Annotated in this window: 20 protein-coding genes and 4 pseudogenes; 5 read left to right on the forward strand and 19 right to left on the reverse strand. The window is 69.9% G+C overall.

Annotation, left to right across the window (positions count from 1 at the left end):
* The 13 genes from OID54_RS08340 to OID54_RS08400 form a co-directional block, all read right to left on the reverse strand.
* A complete protein-coding gene (locus tag OID54_RS08340) occupies nt 1-1,122 on the reverse strand; it encodes an adenosylhomocysteinase (protein WP_329016175.1) in 1,122 nt (373 codons plus the stop codon).
* Between the two features lie 31 nt (nt 1,123-1,153).
* A complete protein-coding gene (locus OID54_RS08345) occupies nt 1,154-2,152 on the reverse strand; it encodes an NAD-dependent epimerase/dehydratase family protein (RefSeq protein WP_329016178.1) in 999 nt (332 codons plus the stop codon).
* 35 nt (nt 2,153-2,187) lie between these two features.
* Entirely contained in the window at nt 2,188-3,024 is an 837-nt protein-coding gene (locus OID54_RS08350) for an aminoglycoside phosphotransferase (protein WP_329016181.1), read from the reverse strand.
* The gene (locus OID54_RS08355) at nt 3,021-3,677 is read right to left on the reverse strand and encodes a histidine phosphatase family protein (RefSeq protein ID WP_329016183.1); all 657 of its coding nucleotides are present in this window, start codon (nt 3,675-3,677) and stop codon (nt 3,021-3,023) included. The genes OID54_RS08350 and OID54_RS08355 overlap by 4 nt, the downstream gene beginning before the upstream one ends.
* Nucleotides 3,674-4,435 carry a phosphotransferase gene (locus OID54_RS08360; RefSeq protein WP_329016186.1) on the reverse strand — a complete coding sequence of 254 codons (762 nt, stop codon included), beginning with the start codon at nt 4,433-4,435 and terminating at the stop codon, nt 3,674-3,676. The genes OID54_RS08355 and OID54_RS08360 overlap by 4 nt, the downstream gene beginning before the upstream one ends.
* A complete protein-coding gene (locus tag OID54_RS08365) occupies nt 4,432-5,283 on the reverse strand; it encodes a class I SAM-dependent methyltransferase (RefSeq protein WP_329016189.1) in 852 nt (283 codons plus the stop codon). The genes OID54_RS08360 and OID54_RS08365 overlap by 4 nt, the downstream gene beginning before the upstream one ends.
* A gap of 31 nt (nt 5,284-5,314) precedes the next feature.
* Nucleotides 5,315-5,824, reverse strand: coding sequence for a topology modulation protein (locus tag OID54_RS08370; protein WP_329016192.1), 510 nt, complete (start codon nt 5,822-5,824; stop codon nt 5,315-5,317).
* A 96-nt stretch (nt 5,825-5,920) separates the two neighbouring features.
* Nucleotides 5,921-6,973 carry a glycosyltransferase family protein gene (locus tag OID54_RS08375; RefSeq protein ID WP_329016195.1) on the reverse strand — a complete coding sequence of 351 codons (1,053 nt, stop codon included), beginning with the start codon at nt 6,971-6,973 and terminating at the stop codon, nt 5,921-5,923.
* Nucleotides 6,970-8,688: a carbamoyltransferase family protein gene (locus OID54_RS08380; protein WP_329016198.1), complete on the reverse strand. Its 1,719-nt coding sequence runs from the start codon at nt 8,686-8,688 to the stop codon at nt 6,970-6,972. The genes OID54_RS08375 and OID54_RS08380 overlap by 4 nt, the downstream gene beginning before the upstream one ends.
* 8 nt (nt 8,689-8,696) lie before the next feature.
* Nucleotides 8,697-9,647 (reverse strand): thymidylate synthase, encoded by a 951-nt coding sequence (locus tag OID54_RS08385; RefSeq protein WP_329016200.1) that lies wholly within the window; start codon nt 9,645-9,647, stop codon nt 8,697-8,699.
* On the reverse strand, nt 9,644-11,491 hold the full coding sequence (locus OID54_RS08390) for a hypothetical protein (RefSeq protein WP_329016204.1): 1,848 nt from the start codon (nt 11,489-11,491) through the stop codon (nt 9,644-9,646). The genes OID54_RS08385 and OID54_RS08390 overlap by 4 nt, the downstream gene beginning before the upstream one ends.
* A complete protein-coding gene (locus OID54_RS08395; RefSeq protein WP_329016207.1) occupies nt 11,488-12,708 on the reverse strand; it encodes an HAD-IA family hydrolase in 1,221 nt (406 codons plus the stop codon). Before OID54_RS08395 ends, OID54_RS08390 begins: the two co-directional genes overlap by 4 nt.
* A gap of 386 nt (nt 12,709-13,094) precedes the next feature.
* Complete coding sequence (locus OID54_RS08400) at nt 13,095-13,703, reverse strand: hypothetical protein (protein ID WP_329016210.1); 609 nt, start codon at nt 13,701-13,703, stop codon at nt 13,095-13,097.
* Between the two features lie 151 nt (nt 13,704-13,854).
* On the opposite strand from OID54_RS08400, the pseudogene OID54_RS39165 reads away from it, so the two are divergent.
* From OID54_RS39165 to OID54_RS08420, 5 genes and pseudogenes are all read left to right on the forward strand, one after another.
* Nucleotides 13,855-14,208: pseudogene (locus OID54_RS39165) on the forward strand (helix-turn-helix domain-containing protein); the annotation flags it as partial.
* Between the two features lie 135 nt (nt 14,209-14,343).
* Nucleotides 14,344-15,417 carry a DNA-binding protein gene (locus tag OID54_RS08405; protein ID WP_329016212.1) on the forward strand — a complete coding sequence of 358 codons (1,074 nt, stop codon included), beginning with the start codon at nt 14,344-14,346 and terminating at the stop codon, nt 15,415-15,417.
* Nucleotides 15,418-15,446: 29 nt separating this feature from the next.
* Nucleotides 15,447-16,633: pseudogene (locus tag OID54_RS08410) on the forward strand (dihydrofolate reductase family protein).
* Nucleotides 16,634-16,710: 77 nt separating this feature from the next.
* Nucleotides 16,711-17,187 (forward strand): annotated as a pseudogene (locus OID54_RS08415) (transposase family protein); the annotation flags it as partial.
* 118 nt (nt 17,188-17,305) lie between these two features.
* Nucleotides 17,306-17,437, forward strand: a pseudogene (locus OID54_RS08420) (3-hydroxyacyl-CoA dehydrogenase family protein); the annotation flags it as partial.
* A 36-nt stretch (nt 17,438-17,473) separates the two neighbouring features.
* On the opposite strand, the gene OID54_RS08425 reads toward OID54_RS08420, so the two are convergent.
* From OID54_RS08425 to OID54_RS08450, 6 genes are all read right to left on the reverse strand, one after another.
* Nucleotides 17,474-18,004 carry an NUDIX hydrolase gene (locus OID54_RS08425; protein WP_329016215.1) on the reverse strand — a complete coding sequence of 177 codons (531 nt, stop codon included), beginning with the start codon at nt 18,002-18,004 and terminating at the stop codon, nt 17,474-17,476.
* Between the two features lie 224 nt (nt 18,005-18,228).
* On the reverse strand, nt 18,229-19,569 hold the full coding sequence (locus OID54_RS08430; protein WP_329016218.1) for a transcriptional regulator: 1,341 nt from the start codon (nt 19,567-19,569) through the stop codon (nt 18,229-18,231).
* Nucleotides 19,570-19,825: 256 nt separating this feature from the next.
* Nucleotides 19,826-20,830 (reverse strand): PP2C family protein-serine/threonine phosphatase, encoded by a 1,005-nt coding sequence (locus tag OID54_RS08435; RefSeq protein WP_329016221.1) that lies wholly within the window; start codon nt 20,828-20,830, stop codon nt 19,826-19,828.
* A gap of 720 nt (nt 20,831-21,550) precedes the next feature.
* A complete protein-coding gene (pheT, locus tag OID54_RS08440) occupies nt 21,551-24,079 on the reverse strand; it encodes a phenylalanine--tRNA ligase subunit beta (RefSeq protein ID WP_329016224.1) in 2,529 nt (842 codons plus the stop codon).
* Nucleotides 24,079-25,209, reverse strand: a complete 1,131-nt coding sequence (pheS, locus tag OID54_RS08445) for a phenylalanine--tRNA ligase subunit alpha (protein ID WP_329016228.1) — start codon at nt 25,207-25,209, stop codon at nt 24,079-24,081. The genes pheT and pheS overlap by 1 nt, the downstream gene beginning before the upstream one ends.
* 172 nt (nt 25,210-25,381) lie before the next feature.
* Nucleotides 25,382-26,503: a sensor histidine kinase gene (locus OID54_RS08450; RefSeq protein WP_329016232.1), complete on the reverse strand. Its 1,122-nt coding sequence runs from the start codon at nt 26,501-26,503 to the stop codon at nt 25,382-25,384.
* Nucleotides 26,504-26,532 lie beyond the last annotated feature (29 nt).

Genomic DNA, 26,532 nt, shown 5'->3' on the forward strand with positions numbered 1-26,532 from the left:
TCACCTTTCGAAGTGGCGGAGCCAGATTCTGGCGATGGCGTCGCGGTCGGCCGCCGGCATCTCGTGCAGTCCGGGCTGGAATTGCGCGTGGCTGAGTGCGGCGGTGGCGGCGAGTATCTCGGCCTGGACGAGGTGGATGTAGGTGCCGACGGCGGCGCCGTGCACGAAGTTGACGGCACCGCCGTCGGCGAGAATGTAGAAGTAGTGGCCGGTGACCTCGTACCGGGTCAACTGGGGTCCGACGGAATGGCGTTCGTAGAGGTCGTCGAGGCTGCCGAGTTCGAGTTCGTCCTCGGAGGAGGTCACCGATCCGAGGTACGCGCCGTTGCGCAGGGCGGCGAAATCCTCGTGCCGGAGGGCTAGGTTGCCGGTGGCGCACAGCACGAGTTCCGCGTCGTGGATGGCCTCGGTGGTGGACGCGCTGGTGCGGAAGCCAAGGGCGTGCGCCTGTACCCGCTTGACAGCGTCGTTGTCGTACACGGTGACGCGCAGGTCCTGGGCGCGCAGGGTCTGCGCAATTGAGCGACCGATCTTGCCGAAGCCGATGACGCAGGCGCTGCGGCTCGTGAGGATGTCCCCGCGGGCGCGGACGAGGGCGTCGGTGGAGAACACGATGGACCGACCGACGAGGTGGTCCTCGCAGTCCTTGAGCGGTGAGCGGGCCACGGACACGACCGGGCACGGCAGCGAGCCGAGAGCCGCGTACCGCTGGTGTCCGTTCTCGGTGTCCTCGACCACGCCGAGGATGCGGCCGGAGAACTTGTTCACGAGGGTGTCGAGGCTGGCCGCGAAGTACCCGCCGATGTCGGCCAGGACGACGTCCTGGCCGCCGGCCGTGTCCTCCAGGTAGTGCAGGGCCTGGGTCTCGTCGGTGAACCGCTCCCGGCTCAGGTCGTGGACCGGCAGGGTGCGGCGGACGGTGTCGAGGGTTGGCTGGTGGATCGACCGGGGCTTGGGGAGGACGGCGCCGATCGTGGACACCGCGGCCATGGCGCGCAAGAACGCGGGGCGTTCCGGGAGCAGGTGGGTGATGACCAGCGTTGTGATCGGCCGCCCGGCGGGGAACTGCGCGGTGATCCTCCGGAAGAAGGCGTCCAGCCGTGCTCGCTCGGGGGTTTCCATGGGCACTCCTCTCGGGTTCCGAGGCGTAGGGCTACGCAGCCCGGCTGTAGTCCGGCACCGGGGCGGCCAGAGTCTGCATGTGGGCACGCAGCCCGCTGTGGAGGTCGACGCGCGGCTGCCAGCCGAGGACCTCTCCCGCACGGCTGGGATTGGCACGCGTGACGAGAACGTCCCCGTTGCGCACGTGGTCCTGGTGGAGTTGGATCTCGCGGCCGGTGAGGCTGTTGGCGATGTTGACCACGTCCAGCAGCGATGCGTTCGAGCCGCCGCCGACGTTGATGGGGCCGTGAGCGTTCGGGACGACGCCGGCTGCGATCGTAGCGGCGACCGCGTCGTCGATGTAGGTGAAGTCGCGGCGTTGGTGGCCGTCTCCGTACAGGCGCAGGGGCTGTCCGGTCAGGGCGGCGTACAGGGCGCGGTGGGTGAACATGTCGGCGCGCTGCCGGGGGCCGTAGACGGTGAAGTACCGCAGGGCGACCACGCTGGGGCCGACGGGACGCTCGGCGTAGGCGAGACAGAGCTGCTCCTCGGCCAGCTTGGTCACGGCGTACGGGGAGGCGGGGTTGGGGCGGTCGGTCTCGCGACTCGCGTCGCCGTCGGTAGGGCCGTAGACGCTGGAGGAGGAGGCGACGACCAGCCGGGATACGCCGATCCGGGTGGAGGCTTCGAGGACGCGGTGGGTGGCCAGCACGTTGGACGCGAGGTAGTCCCCGAACTGCGGTCCCCAGGAGGGCCGTACGCCGGGGATGCCGGCGAGGTGGAAGACGGTGTCGGCGTCGATCAGGAGCGGGTCGATGGCGCAGTGAAGGAGGTCGGCCGTGACGTGGTGGTATCCCTGGCGTCCTCGCAGCGCGGCGAGGTTGGCGGCGGCCGTCGGGTCGGTGGACGGGTCTCGGCGGTCCACGCCGATCACGGTGGTGCCGGCCTGGACGAGGGAGTGGGCGAGGTGGGAGCCGATGAATCCGGCGGAGCCGGTCACCACGGCCCGTCGGAGGGAAGCGTTGGTCGGGGGCTGCTCGTGCTGTGGCACGGGGATCTCCAGAGGGGTGTCGTCGAAGGGGTAGGTCAGGTGATCCGGGACAGGACGGTTCTGCCGTGCGCGCTGAGGGCGGCGTCGTTCTCTTGGTGGCCCTTGACCAGGGCTGTGGCCGCCTCGATGGCGCCGAAGGACTCCAGGAGGCGTCGTTCGGTGTCGTTGGGCGAACGCCCGTAGCCGTCGAAGAAGGCGGTGCGGAGGTGGGGTGCGGCCTGCCAGCGTCGGAATTCGAGGCGGGCGAAGTCGCGGACCCGGGCGTCGCGTCGCATGTGCTCGAAGTCGTAGATACCGAAGGTGTCGCCGAGCAGCCAGTTGCGCGGCTGGTAGTCGAGGTGGCAGATCGCGCTGTCCAAGTGGCTGGCGCCCAGGATCACCGCGTGGTGCTTCAGCAGGTTCTCCTCGGCCGCGTCGAGCAGGTCGGCGTGGACGGCCCGGTCGATCCACCCTTGGAACCGCTCGGCGAGCGAGGCGCCGACGGCACCGTCCTGGGGCATGGCCGTGGCCCGGTGCAGCTTGCCCAGCACGTGCCCGGCCTCGTGGTGGGCAAGCTCCTCCTCGGGCGAGCCCGGAGCGAAAGTGTCCGCGCGGTCGCCTGCGAGTGCGGTGAGCAGCAGGGTGCGGGTGGCGTCATCCCGGCCGACCAACTCCGGTGCATGGCCGGTCAGATGGGTGACCCACGCCCCGTAGGCGTGGAGTTCACCGGCGTACCGGTCTCGCTCCGCGTGCTGCTTCGCGATGAACTGACGCCCGTCGCCGGCCACCAGGCGTACGACGCGGGGCGGGAGCGCGGGGTCCGCTGCGATGTCGACTGCGCCGAGGAGGAGGTGCGCCACTTGTATCCGGGGGTCGCGCGAGGTCGCGATCACGGGGTCGGCTCCGGCGTGAGGAGACTGAGGTGCTCGGTGTCGTTGTGCCGGTCGAGCATCCAGCGGGTCTGGCCCAGGCGGTTGCGGTGGTGCTGCCAGCGGGTGATGGAGGCGTGGTTGTGCGTGAATCCGGCGGGCGAGCCGATCGGGATGCCGAGCAGCAGGGTGTGTGCGGTGATCACCGTCTCCCCGTGGGCGGCGAAGACGACGCGCTTGCCGCAGTTCTCCTTGATGAGCTGGCTCAGGTTCCTGCTGGCGCGCTCCAGGAACCCGTTCCAGGTGTCGGAGCCGTTGGCCCAGGGCGTGTCGGGGTGGGCGTGCGGGCCGCCGTCGGCGGCCGTCTTCACCGCGTCCCAGGGCCGGCCGTCGGCGTCGCCGTGGACCGGTCCGTCGAGTCGGTCGTCATGGTGCACGGGGATCTGGAGCGTCTGGGCGATGATCTCGCCGGTCTGGACGAGGCGGATGCGCGGGCCGGTGTAGATGACGTCGAAGGGCTGCTTCAGGTGGTCGGTGGCCAGGCGGCGTGCGGCCTGTTCGGCTTGGGCGTACCCGAGGTTGGTCAGGCCGGTGCAGGTACGCGGGCCCCCGACGAGGCCGTCGGCGTTGCACTGGGCCTGGCCGTGCCGGACGAAGACGAGTTCGGTGATGATCATGAGGCTCCTCGGTGGGTGAAACGGAGGGGCAGGCTGTAGTGGTAGCCGTTGCGGCCGACGTACGGGGCGGTGAGCACGGCGTGCAGGGCCAGGGAGTTGTCGAGCTGGTTTCGATCCGTCGTGCCCAGCCGGGCGTCGTGTCGGAGGGCTGCCGCGTTGTACGCGAGCAGGGCATTGGTGACGGCTCGGTCGGTGAGCGGTCCGTAGGTCAGGTGAAGCGTCGCGATGAGCTTGGCGAGGTCGTAGCCCATCGGGGCGAGGGACAGGTCGTCGGTGTCGACGGCGACGATGTCCTGCGTGCTGGTGATGATGAAGTTCCGCGGATTGCTGTCCTTGTAGAAGGCGCACGGGCCCTCGGCGGTCGCCTGCAACAGGCCGAGCATCGCGTCCAGGGCCGTCTTGTTCGGCAGGTAGCCCTGCTCGTGGCGTCGCCGTAGAGAGACCGTCCGGGGACCGAGGTAGTCGTCGAACTGCGTGCCGTCCTCGAAGTGGTGCGGGGTGTCCAGCGACGCGGAGTGCAGGTCGCTGGCCCAGGCGGCACCGTGGGCGTGGCCGAGCAGTTCCGCCACGCGCGGGAGGTCCTCGGGACGTACGGGGCGGCCCTCGATCCGTTCGAACGTCAGGGACTGCGGTCCGGAGGTGTGGAGGGCCGGCTGCCGCAGCGGCCTGGCGTGCGCGGTGAGCCACCGGTAGTGGCGCACTGCCCCCGCCGCGCGCTCCGGTTCCGCGTAGTGCTTGGTGAACGGGGCGGGGCTCATGTCGGATCTCCTCCTTCCTTCGGCTGGGCGACGACGAAGGTGATCCGGGACCGGGTGGTCAGCGGCTGGTCGGGAAGGAACTCGTGCAGGGTCGCCGCCAGGGCACCGGGGTTGCCGTACAGGCCGGGCGCCAGGTCGTACTTGGGGTTGGTGGCCAGGTACTGCGCCGTGTGGTCGTGGCCGTCGAAGGTGAAGACGTGTTCCTCGTCCAGGACGGCGATCACGTCGAGCGAGGAGGCGGCCACGTCGGCGAGGTTGCCGCTGTGGGCTGCGGTGTAGAGGCTTTCGTGCTGGGCGGCCCGCGGATCGAGGCCAGCGGAGGCGACCAACTGGTCCATCTCCTGGTAGCTGTCGAGGCCCTTGGTGACGAGCACGGCCACACCACCGGGGGCGAGGACCCTGGCGATCTGCCCGACGACGTCCTCGGGGTGCAGCGAGTGGTAGAGGCAGAACGCCGCGACGACGACATCGCTCGACCCGTCGGGCAGAGGGAGGTCGTGGAAGTCGCCTTCGACGAACTCCACCGTGCTGTCGGGCAGGTTCTTGGCGCGCTCGCGGGCCTGGGCGAGTAGGGAGGGGGCGGCGTCCAGGCCCACGACGCGCTTGGGCCGGAGCTGCTCGGCGATGACGAGGCTGCTCGTGCCGCGACCGCAGCCGATGTCGAGCACCACGCCGAGCCGGTCCGGCCGGGCGTGGTGGGTCTGTACCAGGCTGACGATCGTCTCGGGCACCGGGTGTCCGGCGGTCTTGGCGCGCATCAGGGCACTGGTCCGCCCGGCCAGCCGCGAGGCGTGTCCGTACAGCTCCGACTGCCGGGCGGGGTCCAGGAACGGGTTGGGCTCGTTCATGCCGCACCCCCTGACCGGGGGCACGGACCGGTCAGGACTGCTCGGCGGCCACCTTCCGCAGCCAGCGGCGCGTCTGGCGCCGGTTGGCCAGCAGCACCACATCGGCGCCGGAGCCGAACTCCTCGATCTTCGCCATCACGCGGGGTCGCATCTTGCGCCGGTACGTGGCGACGTACTTGATCACGCCCCAGTGGATGCGGTTGTGGACCCCGTTGCCCTTGTGCCCGGCCCCGTGCCGGATCTGCCGGGAGAAGATCCCGTACAGCGCCGCCACGGTCGACACGTCCATCAGGACCACCGTGTCGCAGGCTTCGAGCCGTACCTGCAGCGTCGAGTTGTAGTTGCCGTCGATCACCCACCGCGGCTGCGCGACCAGCTCGCGCTGGACGTCGGTGAACTTGTCCATGGGCAGCGCGTTCCACTCGTCGTCGTAGAACGCGGCGTCCAGGTGCGTCACCGGGGCGTCGAGGATCCTGCCCAGTTCGCGGGCCACGTGGGATTTGCCGCTGCCTCCGCAGCCGACGATGGCGGCCTTCTTCATGGTGCTCCAGCGTAGAGAGGTTCGGGTGTCCGGCGGACCCATCCTCCGGGACGCGCCCGGAGGATTCGCGCGCCGTGGTCGATCGAGCGGTCTGCATCAGGCAGCTCCCCGCTCGGTCGCGGTGGTCTGGAGGAGGCCGTGCAGGACGGACTCCAGGGTGTTGACCTGCTTGCACAGGCCGAACAGGCGCAGGCGGTCCACACATGCGGCGATCAGGGTGGCGTGCTGCTCGGTGCCGGCGATCTCCCGCAGGTAGGAGAGGCGTTCGAGCACGTCGCTGCCGGAGCGCACGACCAGTTCCTTCGGGACGAACCGGTCGGCGAAGCGGATGTCCGCCGGGGCCAGCGGCAGGCAGCCGGCGAGCACGGCCTCGAAGATGCGCTGGGTCATCTGCCCGACGGCGGCGTACCGCTCGGGGAGCATGAGCACCGTGGCCAGGGACCGGCCGTAGACGCCGGCGGCGGCCTCGAAGGGGATCCGGCCCGCGAAGCGAACGTGCGGCCAGCGGCCGGTCTTCGTCCACTTCCCGGCGACCAGGTGCTCGACGTGGGCGGCGGCCGGGGCGAAGAAGCGGTCGAAGGGCTCGTCGCGGTCGTACTGGTTGCCTACGTAGCCGAGCGCGAGATCCCGGGGCCGCGCCACAAGGGTGAGGGGATCGGCCTGGGCGAGGAGGTCCTCGGCGACGGGGAAGAGCAGCGAGTGTGCGCCGAGGGTCGGTGCGAGCGCGGCCTCGCAGACGCGGGTGTGGGCCGTGCGGCGCCACACGCTCTCGGCGCGCAGGGTGCGGTCCTTGTCCCAGATGACGGTGGGCGTCTGGGACCGGGCCGTGTAGTGGTTGATGAGCTGGGCCTGCCGGTGGAGGTCGCAGGTGTGCCCCTCGCTGCCGCACACGGTGGTGTTGCGGCCGGGGATGGCCCAGCGCCACTCCAGGAACAGGGCGTCGATGCCGGGCAGGCCGTCGTCGAAGGTGTACGCGCCGCCGAGGTCGTCACCGGCTTCGAGGCGGTCGCGGTCGGACTGGAGGAAGACGATCTCGTGACCGCGGGCAAGGAGGGCGTCGATGACGGGGCGGCGGTGGCTGCGGCCTCCGTCGGGGGTGTCGGTGACGCCGTTGCCGAGGAAGCCCCAGAAGCTGTATCCGATCTTCATTTGGTGATCCACCGCCCTTCGAGGAGCAGGGCGTCGAGGCCGGAGTTGGCCAGGCAGTCCAGGGCCATCTCGGGTGTGCCGCAGATTGGCTTGCCCTTGACGTTGAGGGAGGTGTTGATCAGCACGGGTACGCCGGTCCGGCGGCCGAAGGCGGTCAGCACCGCGTGCATGAACGGGTTCTGCGACCGGGTGACGGTCTGCAGGCGGGCGGTGCCGTTGGCGTGCACGATGGCCGGGACCCGCTCGCGCGTCAGGTCTGTCACCCCGGAGGCCATGGACATGTACGGCGCCGTCTGGCCGAGGGTGAAGAACTCGGCGGCGCGCTCGGCCGGGACCATGGGGGCGAAGGGCCGGAACGGCTCGCGGAACTTCACGGTGGCGTTGAGCCGCTCGACGACGCCGGGCTCCAGCGGGGAGGCGAGGATCGAGCGGTTACCCAGGGCGCGCGGCCCGGCTTCGACCCCTCCCTGGAAGAGTCCAGCGATCACGCCGTGGGCGAGTTGGTCGGCGAGGAACTCGGCGGTCTCGATGCCGAGGGTCTCCTGGTGGAGGCCGGTCCAGGGGGTCAGGTCAAGGGGCTGGTCCTCGTAGGAGGGGCCGAGGTAACAGTGGCGAGCGATGCCCGTGACCGGGCGAGGCGTACGCGTATCGACGTGCACGGCGAGGGCGGCCCCGATCGCGGTTCCGGCGTCCCCCGGTGCCGGCGGGACGAACACCTCGTCGAAGATTCCGGCCTCGATGATCTTCCCGATGCTCACGCAGTTCGTGGCGACGCCGCCACCCACGCACAGGCGCCGGGAGCCGGTGAGCACACGGGCGCGGCGGGCGAGGTGGACCATCACCTGCTCGGTCCGCTCCTGGAGGGCAGCCGCCAGGTCTCGGTGGACATCGGTGAGCGGTTCGTTCGGGTGCCGCTCGGGGCAGGTCTCGGCGACGAACCGCCTGGATGTCCTCGGGTATCCCGAGGTGAGGGTGCGCATCGGGAAGTAGCCGGGGTGGATGCGGAAGCCCGTGGCCGCCGTGCGGACGGCCGTGGTGAACAGGTGGCGGAACCGGGCGGGGTCACCGAGGGCGGCCAGCGCCATGACGGTGCCCTCCTCGTCGCCCCGGCGCCAGCCCAGGTGCTCGGTGACGGCGCCGTACACGTAGCCGAGGGAGGCCGGGTCGTTGATCGCTTCCAGGGTCTGGACGCGGGGGCGCTGAACGCCGTGACCGTGGGCGATGGTGGTGGTCTGCCGCTCGCCGAGGCTGTCGACCACGAGGACGGCGGCTTCCTCCCAGCCGGAGGCGGCGTAGGCCGTGAGCTGGTGGGCGCGGTGGTGCAGGACCGGTGTGACGCGGGCCGAGGGGAACTGGCTGCCGAGGACGCGCAGCCGTCGCCGGGTCCGCAGGGCGACCTTGGCGAACCCGTGGGCGCGGGCCAGGCTCCGGTCGCGTGTCGTTGGCGAGAGCGCCATGCGCAGGGCGGCGGGCGACTCGGCGAGGTAGCGGGCGGGCTGGAAGTTGTAGGCGACGGCGTCCACGTCGGTGGCGTTCAGCTTGGCCTGGTCGAGGAGCCAGCCCACGGCGCGAGCCGGGTAGAGCTTGGTGTGCTTCTGCTCGGAGAGGCGTTCCTCCTCGACGAAGCCGACAAGTTCGCCGTCCACGAGAAGGGCGGCCGAGGAGTCGTGGGTGTACGAGCACAGACCGAGGATCACGGAAGGGGTGCGCTTCATGGCGGCGGTCACCTTGCCCCGGCCGTCACGGCGCGCTTGGCCGAGCGACGCTCCAGCTCTCCGTACCAGGCGGTGAGGGCTTGGCCGAGGGGCCCGTCGATCGCGTCGGCCGCCCGCCACGCCTGCTCGCGCTTGCCGTCCTTCCAAAGCCGATAGCTGCGCAGCGTCTCGGCCATCGCGTCCCAGCCGGGATGGCCGGTCACGTCGCGGGCCTCGACCTGGTCGAGCAGGCCGGAGAATCCCGTCCAGGACGTTCGCAGGTCGGGCATGATCTCGCTCGCCGACAGCGAGGTCAGCGCGTCGGCCTGCTCGATGTGCTCGTCGTAGATGTGCAGCGAGCCGATGTGCAGGTGGAACTCGCCGAGTTCCACGTCGAGCCATCCGGCGACCAGCTCGTGCAGCACGGTGTAGAAGAACACGTCGTACGGCATGCCGATCCACACGTCCTGGCCGCGCATCATGGTCGCCATGTGCAGTCGGCCGGCGCGTAGGTGGAACCGGAACCCGAGGGTGCAGGGCACGTCCCTGTGCCCTGCGGCGTCCTGGGCCGGGTCGTAGAGCTGGATCAGGGCTCGCCGGGAGTCGGGGTCGGCCTGGAGGATCTCGACGACGCGGGTCAGTTGGTCGACCTTGCCGGCCCAGTTCCGCATCCTGGGTCCGTACGCCCCCAGGAGGACGCCGTCGTCGGCGAACTGCCGCAGCCGGTTGTTGTAGTCGAAGATCCACGGGGCGTCGGATCCGGACAGGTGCCAGACCGTCTCGGCGACGGCGAAGGCCGGATTCACGATGCGGGCGGGCGGGGCGTAGAGCAAGCGGGCGCGCGGCTGGGTGAGCAGCAGGTGCACGTCGCGGACTTCGTGGGTGGCCATGCCCCGGGGGCTGATCTTCTCGCCGGTTTTAGCCAGCGTGACGGCGCCGGAGAACAACTCGGCGATGCTGTCGGCCATGAGGGATGTCATCGGACGGATGCTCCTTCGTCCTGGGGCGACGCAGCGGCGCCCGGGTGATGGTGGGTGTAGTCGTCGGCCCTCGGGCCGGAGGTGGAGCGGTTGGTGATGAGCCGGGCGATCCGAGCGGCGCTGTCGCCGCGCCACCGGCAGACCTCGTCGAGAGCCGCCCGCGGGATCGGCGTAGGGCCCCCGCGCACGCCGGAGAGCGCTTCGGCGACGTCACCGGTGGCCTCGCACCGGGTCGCCAGTCCGTGACCGGTCAGGCCAAGAGTGCGTTCGCCGGGCGGGCCGATTTCGAGGACCGGGATGCCGAGCAGCGCGGCTTCGATCCCGCACGTCGAGTACGCGCTCGCTACGGCGTCAGCGCCGGCGAGGCAGCCTCGTGCTCCGACCCGGGGATCGGACACTGCGACGGGCGTCCCGACGTCCCGCTTCACCAGAGCATTGAAGGCATCGGCTCCCTGTGCCGGGTGGGGAGCGATGACGAGCCCCCAGTCCCCGTCCGCCTCGGCGAGCCCGTCCAGAAGGAGGTCCGCGTGGGACTTGAGGTGATCGGGGTTGAAGGGCTGGCAGGCCCACACCGCGATCCGGGTCGGCGCACGTCGGCCCCCCGGAGCGAGCAGCTTCTCCAGATACCGCCGTTGCGCCTGGCGGCTCAGGCCGGTGAGGACGTCGAAGCGGGGCTGCCCAAGTACGTGCACCTCGGCCTTGGGATGGCGCGCCCACCCTCGGCCCAGAGCGAGGTCCCGCTCGCCCATGACGACGATGTCGCGGCTGTGCAGGGCCGGCCAGGCGACCGACCCCGCCGTCCACGCCCCGTGCTGGACGTGCACCGAGTTCGCCCCGTGCCGCTCGGCGGCGTGCGCGGCCAGCACGCCCAGGGGGCTGGTGTCGTTGCTCAGCAGGACGGTGTGCGGCCGGGTGGTCGACAGCATGTCGTCGAGCCAGCTCTCCGCCCGCACCACCGTCCGCCACGACGGCTGGGTGCAGCCCCCGCTAGTCTCCAAGAGCACGGACAAGAGCCTTACGAGCCGGGCGAGTTGGACGCCGTGGCCTGCCACCTGGGCTACGTGCTCGTCGTCGGGACGGTGCAGGCCCTCGGCGGTGCCGGAGAGGGTGACGAGGTCGCTCGGAGCCGAACGCAGGCCGATGCCCGTGGCCGTCGGCGCCGGGCACCGTTCCGCCGGGTCGGTGGCGAGGTCGAGCAGGAGGCTCGTCCGTCCGTCGCGCTCCAGCTCGGCGAGCACCGGCATCAGGGTGTCAGAGTGGCGGGAAGTCCAGGACAGCGCCACGACGTCTCGCTGCGGCAGATCCGACGGGAGAGGGCTCGGGTCCGTGTTCGCCGTGCTGACACGGACCCGGTTACATAACTGGGCGGAGCGGGTCGGGTTGTACGGAGCCTCTGCCCCGAGCAGGTACGCAATGCCGGACCAGGTGACGGTGTACGCGAGGTACTCCCGCGAGCTGCTCGAACGCAGTCCGACGCACCCTTCATACGGGGCAGGAGCCAGAGGCGCCGGATTCGATGCGAACGGCTTCCAGGCATTCAGGGCCAGCAGCTTGCGCAAGACCTCAGTCACGAAGCGCCGAACGGGAACGTGCTGGACGTGGAGCCAGCTAGCGCCGCCCGGTGTTGAGGCGAGCGAGGCGCCGTAGTGTTCCAAGGCGCCCATGACGTTGCCGACGAGAACGCACAACTCCTGCCGGTGGACGGGCATGGCCTCCAGTTCCCCGGTCCGGATGTGGTCGGTCGCGACGTGGTCCAGGGCGCCGCTGCCGACGAGAGCCCACCGGGGCTGGCTGGCGACGTCGGACCGGACCAAGCTCAAAGCGCCGGTCGCGCGGGTGCTCACACCAGGCTCCCCTCGATGAACGGCTCGTCGGAAAGCAGGAGTTGCAGCAGTCCCTGGGGTGCGTCGGCGATCTCGGGTACGGGCGAGGTGGGCTGCCCGTATCCCCACCCCGCATGGACGTAGGCGACACCGGCGCGGGCCGCCGCTTCCTGGTCGACCGCCATGTCCCCCACGTACACAGCTGCGGCGGGGTCGACTCTGAGGTCGACCAGGGCCAGGAGGATCGGGTCCGGTGCCGGCTTCGTGCGACCGATGCTGCTCGGCGTGCGAACGGTGGCGAAAGGACAGCCGAGTTTGGCAAGGAGCGGCGCAGCGCGGTCCAGGGGCTTGGACGTCACGACTCCCAACCGCCAGTCCGCAGCAGCGAAGGTGTGGAGCACCTCCGCGATACCGGCGAACTGCCGGGCGAGGTGGGACGCGGCCTGGGACGCCGCCTTGTACGTCTCATGGACGAGCTGGACGTCCCTCACTCCGAGGCGGCGCATGATGTCGTTGAACTCGCGCCCCAAGTGGCGCTGGTACAAGGCGAACGGCACGTCGAGGCCATGAGTCGCCCGGACCTCACGCCACGCCCTCTCCATGACCGGTCGCGTGTCGAGTAGGACACCGTCGAGGTCGAGGAGAAGGGCACGTGGCGGAGTATCGGAGGGGGGTCGCTTCGTCGGTACAGAACTGGCCAAAGGTGGGGGAATCGGGCGGTTCGTCACGGCGAGATCTCCTCGAAGGAAGGGACGGGGTGGCGGGCGGCTGGGCGAACGTTCCGTGTCGCAATGCCCGACGACGCTCGCGGACAGGAACAGAGCGGTGTGTCGGCCGAGCCAGCAGCGCTCCTGCTCGGCCCACCCGTTCTGGAGGGCCTGTACCTGTCCCTCGGTGAAGCCGCGTTGCCATGGCTTCTTGTCCGGCTCGACTCCACGCTCGGACCAGACGCGGACGAGGACGTACAGCTGCCCACCAGGCCGCAGCCAACGTCGTGCGTCGACCATGAAGCGCTGGTGGTCGATGAACGGCAGGACGTTGCGGCAGGCAATGAGATCGAGCGACGCAGGCTGCAGCCTGGGCGGGATGGCATGAGCATCGAAGTCGTGAACCCCGCAGTGCAGCCGTCTTCCGACGCCTTGTCTTTGCGCGGTCTGGATCGCGGCCGACGAGAAGTCCAAGCCCAGCACGTCGTAGCCCAGCGGGAAAGCTGCCTGCTGAAGCTGCCGATGCCACACCCGACGTCGAGCACGGAGGCCCCGGCGGACGGGGCGATGTGCCGAAGGAAACGGTTGGCCTCGGCGTCGGTTACGAGGCGGTCTATAGCCCGGCCCTCGCGGTACCAGGCATCCCACTTAGTGGGGCTGAGGCGGTCTTTGATCGCGCTCATGCCGCGCCCTGCGGGTCACCTGCAGGCACGGCGCAAGGGTCGGGTCCGGCCTCGCGGGGCGGCAGGAGATGTAGTGCCTGGTTGATGTGTCCCTCGAACGTCAAAACGATCCTCCGATCAGGCGGATTGGTAGACGGTGACGAGCACTGCGAACACGGTGACGACGAGGAGGATCTGAGTGCCGACCTGTCTCCAGCCCCAGCCCTTGGCATCCATCGACCGCCACAGTCGCCTTCAAGTCGCACCGGACGGCTCCTCGGGGATCACGAGGTGAATGAACGCTTGACACCGCTCACCCAGCCCCTCGATCAGGGTGCGATACTCGTCGTCATCGGAGCTGATGTTGTGCCGGTCCAGGACGATCACGCGATCCGCGAAGCCGCCTTGGATCAGTCGCTCGGCCTCCCCCCAGCAAGGGCGCTTCCAGGGCGGCGTGTAGACGCCACAGCCGGCACCCGAGCCGGGGAGGTACGTCGTGGTAACGGGAACGGCTACGTCGTAAAACCTCGTTCCCATTGCGTAGCCATGCTGCTCGGCCTCGGTTTGGAAGGTGTTCCAGTCCTCGTCCGGGCTGGCACCCCCGCTCATCTCCAAGCTGTCCGCCAGCACCCGAAGACAGCGATCACCAGAGCGGCGGTCGCGCCTTTCGGTCGCCTCGCGGTGGAACTGCCGACGGAGCCGGCTGAGCTGGCCGCTGCGCGACAGACGCTCCAGCGGGGTGGAGTTGCGGTGCCACTCCTGAGGTCGAGCGGTCTCGGTGTCCGTCCCGTCCCGGGATCCCATCAGGCTGATCCGGGGACTGGAGACGGCGATCATGTCGTCCAGGCTTCTACTTGTCTTCATGGTCGCCTTCCCCTAGATCGCGCTCAGCCCTCGCAGGGCCCACCGACGGCTGCGCGATGTGTTCAGCCCGACTGGCCACTACGTCGTACTGACGTGAATCAGGTCCGTGCCAGGTGGCGTTCGGATACCGTGTGATCAGCTCGTACGGACGATGAAAGCGGTACGCAAGCCCGGTGGGCAGGCCCTTGATGGAGCCCCGCACACTGGCTCCACGGGCCCATGGAGAACCGCCCGTGTCGCTGGCATCGACCGCGGGCGAACGAAAGTCCACGGTGGAGGAGGAAGCGTGGGGCAGCAGCCGAACGAGCTGACCCCGGACGCCGGCCCGTGGCACCGCTGGGGTTACGAGTTACGCCAGTTCCGCGAGGCCCGGCTGCTATCGCAGCAGGCTCTGGCTCGCAGGGCGTTGATGGACCGTTCACATCTCGGGCGCTTCGAGCGCGCTGAGCGCCCCGTCCCGAAGCATGCAGCCATCGCCCTCGACGGTGTCCTTGATGCCGCCGGCGCATTGGTTCGTGGCTGGGACAGCGCGGAGCGAGAGGCCCCCCAGAATTGCTCTGTCCCGGTGTCCAGAGCCGGGACAGAGACTCATGGGGCCAGCACACGGGGCCATGGGGCCAGCGGCCCGGAGACCCTGGCCATGAGCGCGGTCGTGCGGGCAAGCTCTCTTGTAGACGACACGGACACGGTGGTTGTCCCCGCCCGCATCCACGGAAGGATCCTCTTCGTGCCCGTGCCCCGCCGTGTTGTCCTCTCCTCAGGGATCGCCGGCCTGGCTGTGACAGCCATGCCGGTCGCGCCGCCGGCGACTGCCACCGAACTCGCAGACATGGGGTCTCCCTTCGAGCACTTCGCGCAGCTCCGCCGGGTGATGATCCAGACCGACAACCTCATCGGCCCCCGGCACGTGTTGCCTGCCCTGCAACAACACCTCGTCTCCCTCGCCACGAGACGCCGAGCCGCTCGTGGCACCGACGCCATCGAGTTTCTCGCCCTGGAGACGCGATACGAAGAGCTGGCAGGCTGGTTCGCCCAGGACATCGGCGACGAGCGCAGCGCCCACGGCCACACCGCGAAAGCCCTGGACGCTTCCCACATCACTGGCGACACCGATCTCACCGCGTACATCCTCGGCCGTAAGGCCCAGCTCGCTGTCGACACCGGTCATCCTGCCGACGCTCTTGGCCTCGCCGCAGCCGCCCGACGCACCGCCCGGCCCGGGAGCCGCCTCGAAGTCATCGCCATTCTGCACAAGGCCCACGCGCATGCCGTACTGGGTGAAGGCGGTGAAGCCCAAAGGGCGTACGACACCGCGCTTGCTCTTCTCGGTCGCGCGGGCTCCGATGGCGTCTGGGGTTCCTGGCTCGATGCGGCGTACATCAGCACCGCCCGAGCCCGCTCCCTCGCCGCACTCGGCGAGTATGAGCAGGCCGCGGCAGGCTTTGACAGCGCCCTCGCAGTGCTCCCGTCCGCATATCGCCGGGATCGCGGTGTTTACCTAGCTCGCGCTGCACGTGCCCATGCGGGCACAGGCAACGTGACCCTCGCTGCCCGAATCGGTGGGCAGGCCGTCGGGATCGCCGCCGAGACCGGATCTGCCCGCATCTTCGGACAGCTCGACCGGCTCGATCAGGCACTGGCCCCCGCAACCGGCGAGGACGGCGTCGCCGAGTTCCGCGCCTCACTCGACCGCATCGTTCTGCATCCGGCCTGACTGACCCGCGCACACTGCCTGGAGATACCGTGCCCCGCCCATACGTTCTGCTGTCCGCAGCTGTATCGATCGACGGCCACCTCGACACCCGCCCGGGCGAGGACCGGCTCCTGCTCTCCAACAAGGAGGACTTCGAGCGCGTCGACTCCGTACGAGCCAGTGTCGACGCGATCCTTGTCGGCGCCGGCACACTCCGCGCCGACAACCCCCGCCTCCTCGTCAACTCGACGGAACGCAGAGCGTCCCGGGTCGCCGCGGGTGAGCCGGAGTACCCGCTGAAGGTCACCATCACCGGAACGGGCAACCTCGACCCCGGCTGGAAGTTCTGGCACCACGGCGGAGACAAGCTCGTCCTCGCCGTGGGCCACGAGGCCACCGCCAAAGCTCGCGCCAACCTCGGTGACCTGGCTACCGTTCAGAGAGTCCCCGACGAGGCCGTATGGCCGGCCGCGCTCGATATCCTCGGGGACGAGTACGCCGTCAAGCGGCTCATGGTCGAAGGGGGTGGCACCGTTCACACACAGCTCCTCGAAGCCGCTCTTGCCGACGAACTCCAACTCGTCATCGCCCCGCTCCTGGTCGGCCAGTTCGATGCGGTAAGGATGCTCGGCCCCGCGAGCTACCCTGGCGGCCCCGCCGCCCGCCTCCGGCTCCTGGAGACCCGCCAGATCGGTGACGTGGTACTCCTGAGGTACGCCCCCAAGGACACCTCGACGGAGCCCCGATGAGCACCACCTCTTCAGCCAGCGCCCCCGGCACCGGCCGCGAGCCCAACACCGCAGACCGGAACTGGCTCATCCTCGCCTGTGAGCTGGCCGCGCTCTGCCCGCCTTCGGAAACCGCCTTCAGCGTGGGGGCGGTCATCGTCGCGGCCGACGGGACCGAACTCGCCCGCGGCTACTCCCGCGAGAACGACCCCCACGACCACGCCGAGGAAGGTGCCCTCGCCAAGCTCCCCGCCAAAGATGCCCGGCTCGCCAGCGCCACGATCTACAGCTCCTTGGAGCCCTGCGCCAGGCGAGCGTCCCGACCTCGCCCTTGCGCCCAGCTCATCCGGGACACCGGCCTCCGCCGCGTCGTCACCGCTTGGAGCGAACCCGATACGTTCGTCGTCGGCGCCGATGGCACCGAGACCCTCGAAGACGCCGACGTCGTAGTTCTTGCACTGCCTGAGTACGCAAACGCTGCACAGGCGCCGAACCGGCACCTCCTCTGAACCTCGGATTCAGGGAACTTAGAGGGTGGGGGCTCGATCCGCTTTGACGGACATTCGAGATCAGGGGTTAAGCCCTCATCGTCACCCGCGAGGGTGACCGCCACTGCAAGCTCCCGCCGCACCAACGCGCGCTCGTCGCTCTGGTGTCTGCGAAAGCGCGACACCCTAGCTCAGATAGCCGCCGGCTTCGGGATCTCGGTCGGTTCGCCCACGCCCACACCACCGCGGTGATCGACCTCCTGGCCGCCCAGGCCCCCGGCCTGCTCAAGACCCTGCGCGAGCATGAACCGGAGTACGTGCTGCTCGACGGGACCCTCGCCGAGTGCGACCGCGTGGGTGACGGCCGGGCCGACTACTCGCACAAGCACCGCCGCCACGGCGTGAACGTGCAGGTCGTGACCGACCCGGTCGGGCAGGTGTTGTGGAGCTAGCCCACTCTGCCGAGCCGGTGCCAAGACCTGACCGCGGCCTGCACCCAGCGGATCATCCGAATCTGCGACCGCCAAGGCGTCACCGTACTGGCTGACTACGCTCACTTCATGCCAGGCGCAGGCAAGCGCGGACTGGCCGCGATGGATACGTGGCTCGTGTGATGCAGGATCGAAAGTCCCCGAGAAGTCCCTGCGCTGAAAAAGCCGCCACGCAACCGACGAAACAGCAGGTCACAGGGCTAAAGGCAGCGCCGACCAGTTGTACGACGAGTACAAGGAACCGCTGTACGCCGCACCCCCGCTGCTCCAGCGGATGGTCGACGCGGGGCGCCTTGGCCGCAAGTCGGGCTCGGGCTTCCACCAGTACGGCTGACCCCGCCCACCCCGACGCCCCGATCCCTGAGGTGGCTCAGCCCAGCCGTAGTTGGTGCAGCATCAGCAGCCCGGCCGCCATGTTGGCGGCCGGGACCTCGCCCCGGGCGATCATGTCCGGCACCCATTTCAAGGGCACCCATTCCCGGCGCGACGACTCGAAGTCGTCCTGGGGATGACCGATGTAGGTGGCGCTGTCGGCCCAGTAGAGGTGGTGTCGGGAGTCGGTGAGGCCGTTGGACGGCTCCACGGTCATCAGTGGGCGCAGCGGACCGGGACGCCAACCCGTCTCTTCCTCCATCTCCCTGGCCGCTGCGCTCTCGATGTCCTCTCCGTCCTCGACGACGCCCGCGGCCAACTCCCACCCCCAACTGTCCGTGATGAACCGGTGGCGCCAGAGCATCAACACCTCGTTCGCGGTGTTGACGGCCGTCGCGATGGCGACGGGACGCATCCTGATGAGGAAGTGGTCCAGGTGTCGGCCGTCAGGAAGCTCGACATCTGCGAGGTTCACGGTGAACCAGCGATTTTGATACACAGTTTGTTCGTTTAAGTTCATCCACTGCACGTCTTGTGCCGCCCTTCGACCAGTCGATGGCAACATCGCAGCAGGCGCAGGGCTCCCAAGGGGCATCACAGCGAAGAGTGGGCCGGATAGGAACGTGCGCTTCCGGACATCGAGGCGTGCGGTCGGACGCCAAAATGCCCTCAGGGGCCGATATGCCCGGACCATGGAACGCCCGCCGTGACGCATCGAGCCCCCAAGGGGGACACGATCGTCGCCCTCTCGCCCTACAGGGGCACGCGCAACGCACTGTCGATGCGCTCGGCTGCTTCGTCGGCCCGTGCCGACCGGCTGGCCACCAACTGCTCCCGCACCAGCCTCAGTCGACCGCGCAACCGCCGGGACTCCATTCCCCGCGCCCGCTCCGCCATCTCCGTGGCCGTCTGTGCCGCCCGATCGGCCTCGCCACGACAGAGTTCGATCTGACAGAGCATCGCCAGCCGGTGGACCCGTCCCCGGTCATGTGCCGGAGCGCCCACGGCAGCCGCCGCATGGTCATGGGCCGCCGACAGATCGCCGAGGCTGAGCAACGCCTCGGCGGTCTGCACATTGATCAGACCCGGCTGGACATAACCGGTCTCCTCCGGCTCACCGGCCGGGTGGATGCGTGCCGCCTCGCGCTCCGCACGCCGGATGCACCGCAGCGCACCCGCACGGTCCCCGAGCCGGGCGTACGCCTTGGCCTGCGTGGCATAGAGGTCGGAGGCGAGGGCGGGCGTGATCTGGGCGCCCGCCGTCCTCAGCGCGGCCTCGGCGAAGGCCACCGCCTGCCGGTACTCCCCCAGCAGCAGGGACTGGTTGACCAGCAGTGCGATCACATAGGCGCCGAGCCCTCGATCACCACTGGCCTTGGCCAATCGCAACGCTTGGTGGAAGTAGCGCTGGGCGAGCCCATGGGCATCGGAGTCATAGGCGCAGATGCCGGCGACGGCGACCAGTCCACCGGTGGCCCGGTGCAGTTGCCTGCCGAGTTCATTGCCGTAGGAGCCGCGCAGCAACGGGGCCGTCGCGGTGGTGAGGAACCCGACGATGCGTGCCCGGGTCGCCATTCCGCCGGCCCTGCGGTACATCAACTCGTAGTGCGTACGGGCTGCCCGCAGGGTCACGATGTCGGCGGGAGAGACGCTCATCGGCCCGGCCCGCGAGACATCGGCGTCCTCCGGGGGGTTCTCCCACTCCCAGACGGGCATCACCGCCGATGTGCCCGTGACGGCGGGCGCCTCGATGACGTGTCGGCGCTGCTGTTCGTCCGAACGCCACAGTGCGGTGGCCCGCTCGACGAAACTGCACAGCGGTGAACCCGTCTCCCCCACTCCTTGGCCGCTCACCCCGAGCCCGATGTCCCCGAGGGTCAGGGCACGGTTCAGTCGCTCGGCGAGGACCTCGCAGATCAGATCGGGCACCTGTCCCCGGGGGCGCTGCCCCTTGAGCCAGCGGGCCACGGCAGTGTGCTCGTACCGCAGTGACAACCCCTTGGCCCCACCGGCCCGGTTCACCCGGGCGGCGAGGCCCGCGTGGGAGAAACCAGCCTCGTCAAGCAAGGCATCGAGCAAGGTGTTGGGCTGCATGGGGCCCTCCGGAGGCTCAGTGGGCCCAGCGTAGTGGACGACCCATTCACACGGGGTGTGAACACAACGCCCCGACCGGTGGTGCGTGCGCTCTGCCGCACCACCCCGGGCGGTTGTTGACTGAGTGGCCTCTCATAGAGGCGGCCGGATCACCGCGCTCCCCCTCGTACAGCGCGGTGATCCTCCATCGCGTCGTCCGCTTCGCCTTCTGCCCGACACTCCGCGGCGGAGCGGACGACGCCGGCCGCATCGGCCATCAGCGGGCCAGGCCCAAGGGATCCAGGGCGTCCTGCTGGTGGGCGGGCCCCCCGCGGGGGCGGTGCACTGCTTCCCCACCGGGCGCCGCCCGCGGGCGGTCGTTGCGCAGCGCCAACAGAGCCGTGTCATCGCCGATCCGCCCCCGGGTGTGCCGTAACAGCTGCGCATGGACATCGGCGATCAGGGCGGCCGGTGACGGCGGACCGCCACGGACCGCCTGCCGCAGGTACGCCTCCAAGTCGAAGAAGGCGCCCGTGGCGTTCCGGGCGTCGGTCGCCCCGTCGGTGTGGAGGAAGAGGACCTCGCCCGGTAACAGCGGTGCACCGTGCCACACCGGTGGGAGCGCGGGCAGGGGGAAGGTGCCGAGCGGCGGCAGCGGCTCTCCCCAGCACAGCGGTCGTACCTCGGGCCCGAGCCGATAGGGCCAGGGGTGACCGCAGTTGAGCACCGTCAGGGTGCCGTCCCCGGCGATCTCCACCAGCAGCACGGTGACGAACTCCTCCGCCGACGGCCCGTCCGACTCACCGGTGCCCGGTGCATCCCGCGCCTGCTCGCGCAGATGCCGCTGGAGGGACCGTTCCAGCCGGCGCAGGACGCCGAGGAGTTCGGGCTCGTCGTGCACGGCCTCCCGGAAGCTGCCGAGGACGGCCGCGACGGCACCGATCGCCGGCAGCCCGTGGCCGCGGACGTCGCCGATGATCATCCGTACGCCGTAGGGCGTGTCGACCGCCTCGTACAGATCGCCGCCGATGGTCGCCTCGCGGGTGGCCGAGCGCTGGGCGGCGGCGATCGTGAGCCCGTCGAGTTCCGCGGGAACGGGCCGCAGCAGTACGCGCTGGGTGGCCTGCGCGACGGCCCGGACCCGTTTGAGCTCATGACCGAGATGACGACGGACGCCCACCACCAGACCCGCGCCGACGGTCAGGAGGACGGCACCTTCGACGATCCGCTCGCCGAGCCCTTCGGGATGGCTGGGCGGCATGAGGCGCCACAGCAGCGCCACGACACCGCAGATGACGGCGAGCGTGAGGGGGGTGTTGAAGCGTCGGGCCGTCGCGCGTGCTGCATCGAAAGCACCCGATGAGTCCGACGGACCAAACGAAACAGACGAACCAAACAAGACACATGAGCCCGATGAAATCGACGAGCCCGATGCACCAGACGAAGGACGTCCGTCGTCGCCGTGACGGTCGGGCTCTCGCCGAAGGCCCATCCCCAACGCGCCCTCGTGCAGCGGCCCGGCCGAGCGGCCTTGACCATCGGTGGTTCCACGCAGACCCGATAACCGGCGCACACCGGTCCTTCGGACCGTCGTATCCGTCTCGGCCGTGCCGGACGAGAGCGCCCGCTCGTCGTGGGACGAGCGAGCGGTCCCGTTGGAATCGGCCGCCCACCACCGCGGTCGCAGACAGGCGGCCATCAACTGGAGGGTTCTCGACCGGAGCACGGTCGGAACGAGAGGTGAAGACCTGATGCGGATCATGCCGATGGTCCCCTCAGAAGGCCCGGTCCGGCGCACCGGCCGCCCGATCGGCCGGGACGATCCCACCGACGGCAGCGCCTGCCGGTCGGTGATTCCGTCGATCGTGGCGGAACGGCGGAAGGGACGAGAACTTCGCCCTCCCTTCTCACCCGAACGAGTGAGACTGGGGGTTTCACCTCGACAGAGGCAAGGGGCGCACCCAGATGACCGGATGCGCCCCCGAGGAGCGGACTGGAGCGATCAGGCTCCGCGGAGCACGGCTCCCGTGTGCTCGGTCGCACTCGCCACCGCGGTGTCCCGCGCGGCGGACGCCTCCTCGACCGTCAGGGTGCGGTCGGGCGCCCGGAAGCGCAGCGCGTACGCCAGGGACTTCTTGCCCGTTTCGATCTGGTCGCCGGTGTAGACGTCGAACAGCCGGATGGATTCGAGCAGTTCGCCCGCGCCGAGCGTGAGGAAGTGCTCCACGGCCGCTGCCGGCACCGCCTGATCGACGACGAGCGCCACGTCCTGGGTGGCCACCGGGAACGTGGAGATCCGGGGTGCGGGGAGCACCCCTTCCCCAGCGAGCTCGACCAGGTCCAGATCGAGTTCCATGGCACAGGTGCGGGCGGGCAGCCCCAGCGCCTTGACGACCCGGGGGTGCAGCTCGCCGGCGTACCCGACGGGCGTCTTCACGCCGTCGATGGCCACGAACAGTCCAGCGCACCTGCCGGGGTGCCACGGTCCGTACTGCGCCTGCTCGACGACGAGTTCGACACCCGCCTCCGCGGCGAGCAGCCGAGCGGCCTGTACGGCGTCGGCCCAGATGGCCGGTCGGCCCTGGCCCCACCAGCCGGCCTGTTCGCGGGCGCCCGCCAGCACCACGGCGGCGTGCCGCGGCTGTACGGGCAGAGCGGCGTCGAGTGCGGCGATCTCCGCATCGGTCGGCCGGCGGTCGACGGGGAGCGGTGCGGTCGTCCGCGGCCCGGCGGCCGGGTGGAAGACCACACCGGTCTCGAACAGTGCCAGGTCATGACTGCCGCGACCGTCGTTGCGGCGCAGTGCCCCGAGCAGTCCGGGCAGCAGCGTGGTGCGCAGCGCGGGCTCTTCGTCGGAGAGCGGGTTGACCAGCTTCACCAGTTTCCGGGCCGGGTCGTCGGCCGGAAGGTCGAGCTGGTCGAGGACCTGGGCACCGATGAAGGGGTAGTTCAGTGCTTCCACGTACCCCGCTCCGGCCAGCGCCCGGCCGATGCGGCGGGTGAGCCGCTGCCGGTCGGTGAGGCCGCTGCCGGACGTGGGCCGCGGAAGGGTGGAGGGGAGGTTCTCGTACCCCTGGAGGCGGATGACCTCTTCGGCAAGGTCGTTCGGTGCGGTGAGGTCGGGACGCCAGGACGGGATGGTGACGACGAGTTCGTCCTGCCCGTACACATCGCAGCCGACTTCTTGGAGACGGCGTACGACGATCTCCCTGCCGTACTCCATCCCCGCCACCCGGTCGGGGTGGTCGGCGCGCATGGAGACCGTGCGCGGCGCGGACGGGGAGATCACCTGGGTGACCCCGGCCTCGGCGGTGCCGGCGCCGAGGAGGACCAGCAGGTCGACGGTGCGCTGCGCGGCGGCGGCGCCGGCCAGCGGGTCCACTCCGCGTTCGAAGCGCCGCGACGCCTCGGAGGAGAGCTTGTGGCGGCGTGCGGTGCGCGCGATGGCGACCGGGTCGAAGTGTGCGGCTTCGATCACGATCTCGGTGGTGCGGCGCGACACCGTGTCGTCGGCGGCTTCGACGTGGTCGGCGATCTCGGTGTTGGCTCCGCCCATGACGCCCGCGAGGCCGATGGGCCCACGGTCGTCGATGATCACCAGGTCATCGGCGTCCAGGACGCGATGGACGCCGTCGAGCGTGGTGAGCTTCTCGCCCGCCTCGGCACGACGGACCCCGATGGCGCCCTCGATCAGCGTGCGGTCGTAGGCGTGCAGCGGCTGGCCCAGCTCCAGCATCACGTAGTTCGTGATGTCGACGGCGAGCGAGATCGGGCGCATGCCCGCCTTCTGGAGGCGGCGCGTCAGCCAGATCGGGGACCGGGCGTCGGGGTTGAGACCGGTGACGGTGCGCGCGGTGAACCGGTCGCAGCCGACCGGGTCGGCGACGTGCACCGGGTAGCCGTGGGCGTTCGGTCCCGGGACGTCGAGCAGCGCCGGGTCGCGCAGCGGCAGACCGTAGGCGATGGCCGCCTCACGGGCGACGCCCCGCAGGGAGAGGCAGTAGCCCCGGTCCGGGGTGACGGCGATGTCGAGGACCTCGTCATAGAGCTCCAGGAGCGCGGCGGCGTCGATGCCGGGCTCGTACTCGGGCGGCAGGACGATGATCCCGTGGGTGCCGTCGTCACCCATGCCGAGTTCGTCCGCGGAGCAGATCATGCCGCGGGACATCCGGCCGTACGTCTTGCGCTCGGCGATCCGGAAGTCGCCGGGCAGTACGGCGCCGGGGAGTGCGACGACCACCTTGTCGCCGACCGCGAAGTTCCGGGCGCCACAGATGATCTCTTGGAGCTCGCCGGTGCCGTTGGACTGGCCGACGTCCACCAGACAGTGGCGGATGGGCTTCTTGAACTCGGTCAGTTCCTCGATGGCGTGGACCCGACCGACGACCAGCGGGCCGGTGAGGCCGGCGCCGAGCTGCTCGACGCTCTCGACCTCAAGGCCGGCGGCGACCAGCTTCGCCTGTACGTCCCGGCCAGTGGTGCTCGCCGGCAGGTCGACGTACTCCCGCAACCAGGAAAGCGGGACCCGCATCAGATCTCCATCCCGAACGGCCGAGTGAACCGGACGTCACCCTCGACCATGTCTCGCATGTCTTCGACGTTGTGGCGGAACATCAGCATCCGTTCGATGCCGAACCCGAAGGCGAATCCGCTGTACTTCTCCGGGTCCACCCCGCAGGCGACGAGCACCTTCGGATTGACCATCCCGCAGCCGCCGAGCTCGATCCAGCCCTCGCTGGAACAGGTGCGGCAAGGGCGGTCCGGGTTGCCGACGGACTCGCCGCGGCAGACGTAGCAGACCATGTCCATCTCGGCCGAAGGCTCCGTGAACGGGAAGAAGTTCGGCCGCAGCCGGGTCTTCATGCCCTCGCCGCCGAAGAGCGCCTGGACCATGTGGTCCAGCGTGCCCTTGAGGTCGGCCATGGTCAGGCCCTCGTCGACAGCGAGCAGTTCGACCTGGTGGAAGACGGGCGTGTGGGTCGCATCGAGCTCGTCGGTGCGGTACACGCGCCCCGGGCAGACCACATAGACCGGGGGTTCGCGATAGAGCAGCGAGCGGATCTGCACGGGAGAGGTGTGGGTGCGCAGCACCACACCGGTGCCCGTGCCCGCGTCGGACTCGGGCCCTTCGACGAAGAAGGTGTCGGCCTCACCGCGGGCGGGGTGGTCGGGACCGATGTTGAGCGCGTCGAAGTTGAACCACTCGGCCTCGGCCTGCGGGCCTTCGGCGACCTCGTAGCCCATGGCCACGAAGACGTCCTCGATGCGCTCGGAGAGCGTGGTCAGCGGGTGGCGCGCACCGGCGGGAACTCGGTCGTGGGGCAGGGTGACATCGACTGCCTCCTCCACCAGGACCCGGGTGTCTCGCTCGGCCTCCAGCTCGACCTGGCGGACGGCGAGTGCCTTGTTCACGGCACCGCGGGCCTGGCCCACGCGCTTTCCGGCCGCGGCCTTCGCCTGTGGCGGCAGGGCTCCGATCTCACGGTTGGCGAGCGCGAGCGGCGAGGTACCGCCGGTGTGCGCGACCTTCGCGTGGGCGAGTGCGTCGAGATCGCCGGCGGCGGCGAAGGCGGCGAGCGCCTCGTCCCGCATGCGCTCGATGACTTCCGGTTTCAGTGCCTCGACCTCGACTGGGTCATACGACTTGTTGGGTGCCGACATCTCTTCCCGTGTTTCCGATTGGCTGGTGGCCGCGGCCCCCACTCGACGACTGGGACGTAAACGTGCCAAGGGTCGAGTCTAAAGGTCGCGGACGGTTGCTGTTCCGGGGGACGGCCCGTGGGCCGGATGACCGGCGGGGCCGACTCGCTCTGCGATGGGCCCGCAGGGGCCCTCAGGCCAGATAGGCCGGGGCGCCGACGGGCAAGATAAATCGGAACTCGGCGCCGCCACCGGGCCCCCGGCCAACGGTGATGGTGCCGCCGTGCGCCTCGACGATGCCTTTGACGATGTAGAGGCCAAGGCCGGTGCCACCGCGTTTGCTCCCCCGCCAGAAACGGGTGAAGACACGGCCCATCGACTCCTCGGGGATGCCGGGGCCTTCGTCGCTCACGGTGACTGCCGTGCCCTTCTCGTCGTCCGTCGCCGATGCCGGCGCCACCTCGATGGTGACGGTTCCGGCGCCGTGGCGCACCGCGTTTTCCAGCAGGTTGCCGAGCACCTGGTCGATCTTGTCGGGATCGGCCCAGAGATCGGGGAGTTCCCGGGCGATCCGGACGAAGAACCGATCCGGGCTCTGGCCGCTGGCTATGTGGGCCTGGACGTGGCGGCCCACGGCGGTCGCCACATCGACGGGCTGACGGCGCACTTCGAGCCGGCCGGAGTCGATGCGGGAGATGTCGAGGAGTTCGGCGATCAGGCGGGTGACCCGGTTGGCGTCCGCGTCGACGGTCTCCAGCATCAGCCGCTTCTGGTCGTCGGTGAACCGCTCCCACTTGGCCAGCAGGGTGGCCGTGAACCCCTTGACCGAGGTCAGGGGGGAGCGCAGCTCATGGGCGACGGTGGCGATCAGTTCCGCGTGGCTGCGCTCGGTGCGACGACGCGCCTCGGTGCCACGCAGACTGATCACCAGTCGGTGCACCGGGCCGGTGGGGAAGTCGCGTACGTAGCGGGCGGAGACGAGGACCTCGCGTCCGCCGGGGAGCAGCAGATTGCGCTCCGGCTGTCCCACCCGGGTGGCCAGGCCGCCGTAGGGGTCGGTCAGGGTCCACCAGCGGCGCCCCTTGAGGTCCTCCAGGGGCAGGGCGGTCTCCAGGGGCCGGCCGATGGCTTCGGCCCGTGCGACGGCGGTGATACGGACGGCGGCCTTGTTGAAGCAGATCACCCGGCCGGTCTCATCGGCCACGACGAGGCCGTCGGGCAGATCGTCGGGGTCGATGCCGAAGACCTCGGGATCGGCCGAAGGGCGCACCGATCGTCCATGTGTCTTCGCGGGCCCGCTCGTCCCGACAACCATCCCCGTACCCCACCTCTCCGCCAACACAG

It is taken from the genome of Streptomyces sp. NBC_00690, from assembly GCF_036226685.1.
Lineage (GTDB): Bacteria > Actinomycetota > Actinomycetes > Streptomycetales > Streptomycetaceae > Streptomyces.

What these genes read in the sequence shown, in the direction of transcription:
- OID54_RS08340 (WP_329016175.1), bottom strand. Translation starts at nt 1,122, where the DNA reads ATGGAAACCCCCGAGCGAGCACGGCTGGACGCCTTCTTCCGGAGGATC.
- OID54_RS08355 (WP_329016183.1), bottom strand. Translation starts at nt 3,677, where the DNA reads ATGATCATCACCGAACTCGTCTTCGTCCGGCACGGCCAGGCCCAGTGC.
- OID54_RS08360 (WP_329016186.1), bottom strand. Translation starts at nt 4,435, where the DNA reads ATGAGCCCCGCCCCGTTCACCAAGCACTACGCGGAACCGGAGCGCGCG.
- OID54_RS08365 (WP_329016189.1), bottom strand. Translation starts at nt 5,283, where the DNA reads ATGAACGAGCCCAACCCGTTCCTGGACCCCGCCCGGCAGTCGGAGCTG.
- OID54_RS08370 (WP_329016192.1), bottom strand. Translation starts at nt 5,824, where the DNA reads ATGAAGAAGGCCGCCATCGTCGGCTGCGGAGGCAGCGGCAAATCCCAC.
- OID54_RS08375 (WP_329016195.1), bottom strand. Translation starts at nt 6,973, where the DNA reads ATGAAGATCGGATACAGCTTCTGGGGCTTCCTCGGCAACGGCGTCACC.
- OID54_RS08380 (WP_329016198.1), bottom strand. Translation starts at nt 8,688, where the DNA reads ATGAAGCGCACCCCTTCCGTGATCCTCGGTCTGTGCTCGTACACCCAC.
- OID54_RS08385 (WP_329016200.1), bottom strand. Translation starts at nt 9,647, where the DNA reads ATGACATCCCTCATGGCCGACAGCATCGCCGAGTTGTTCTCCGGCGCC.
- OID54_RS08400 (WP_329016210.1), bottom strand. Translation starts at nt 13,703, where the DNA reads ATGAAGACAAGTAGAAGCCTGGACGACATGATCGCCGTCTCCAGTCCC.
- OID54_RS08405 (WP_329016212.1), top strand. Translation starts at nt 14,344, where the DNA reads ATGAGCGCGGTCGTGCGGGCAAGCTCTCTTGTAGACGACACGGACACG.
- OID54_RS08430 (WP_329016218.1), bottom strand. Translation starts at nt 19,569, where the DNA reads ATGCAGCCCAACACCTTGCTCGATGCCTTGCTTGACGAGGCTGGTTTC.
- pheT (WP_329016224.1), bottom strand. Translation starts at nt 24,079, where the DNA reads ATGCGGGTCCCGCTTTCCTGGTTGCGGGAGTACGTCGACCTGCCGGCG.
- pheS (WP_329016228.1), bottom strand. Translation starts at nt 25,209, where the DNA reads ATGTCGGCACCCAACAAGTCGTATGACCCAGTCGAGGTCGAGGCACTG.
- OID54_RS08450 (WP_329016232.1), bottom strand. Translation starts at nt 26,503, where the DNA reads ATGGTTGTCGGGACGAGCGGGCCCGCGAAGACACATGGACGATCGGTG.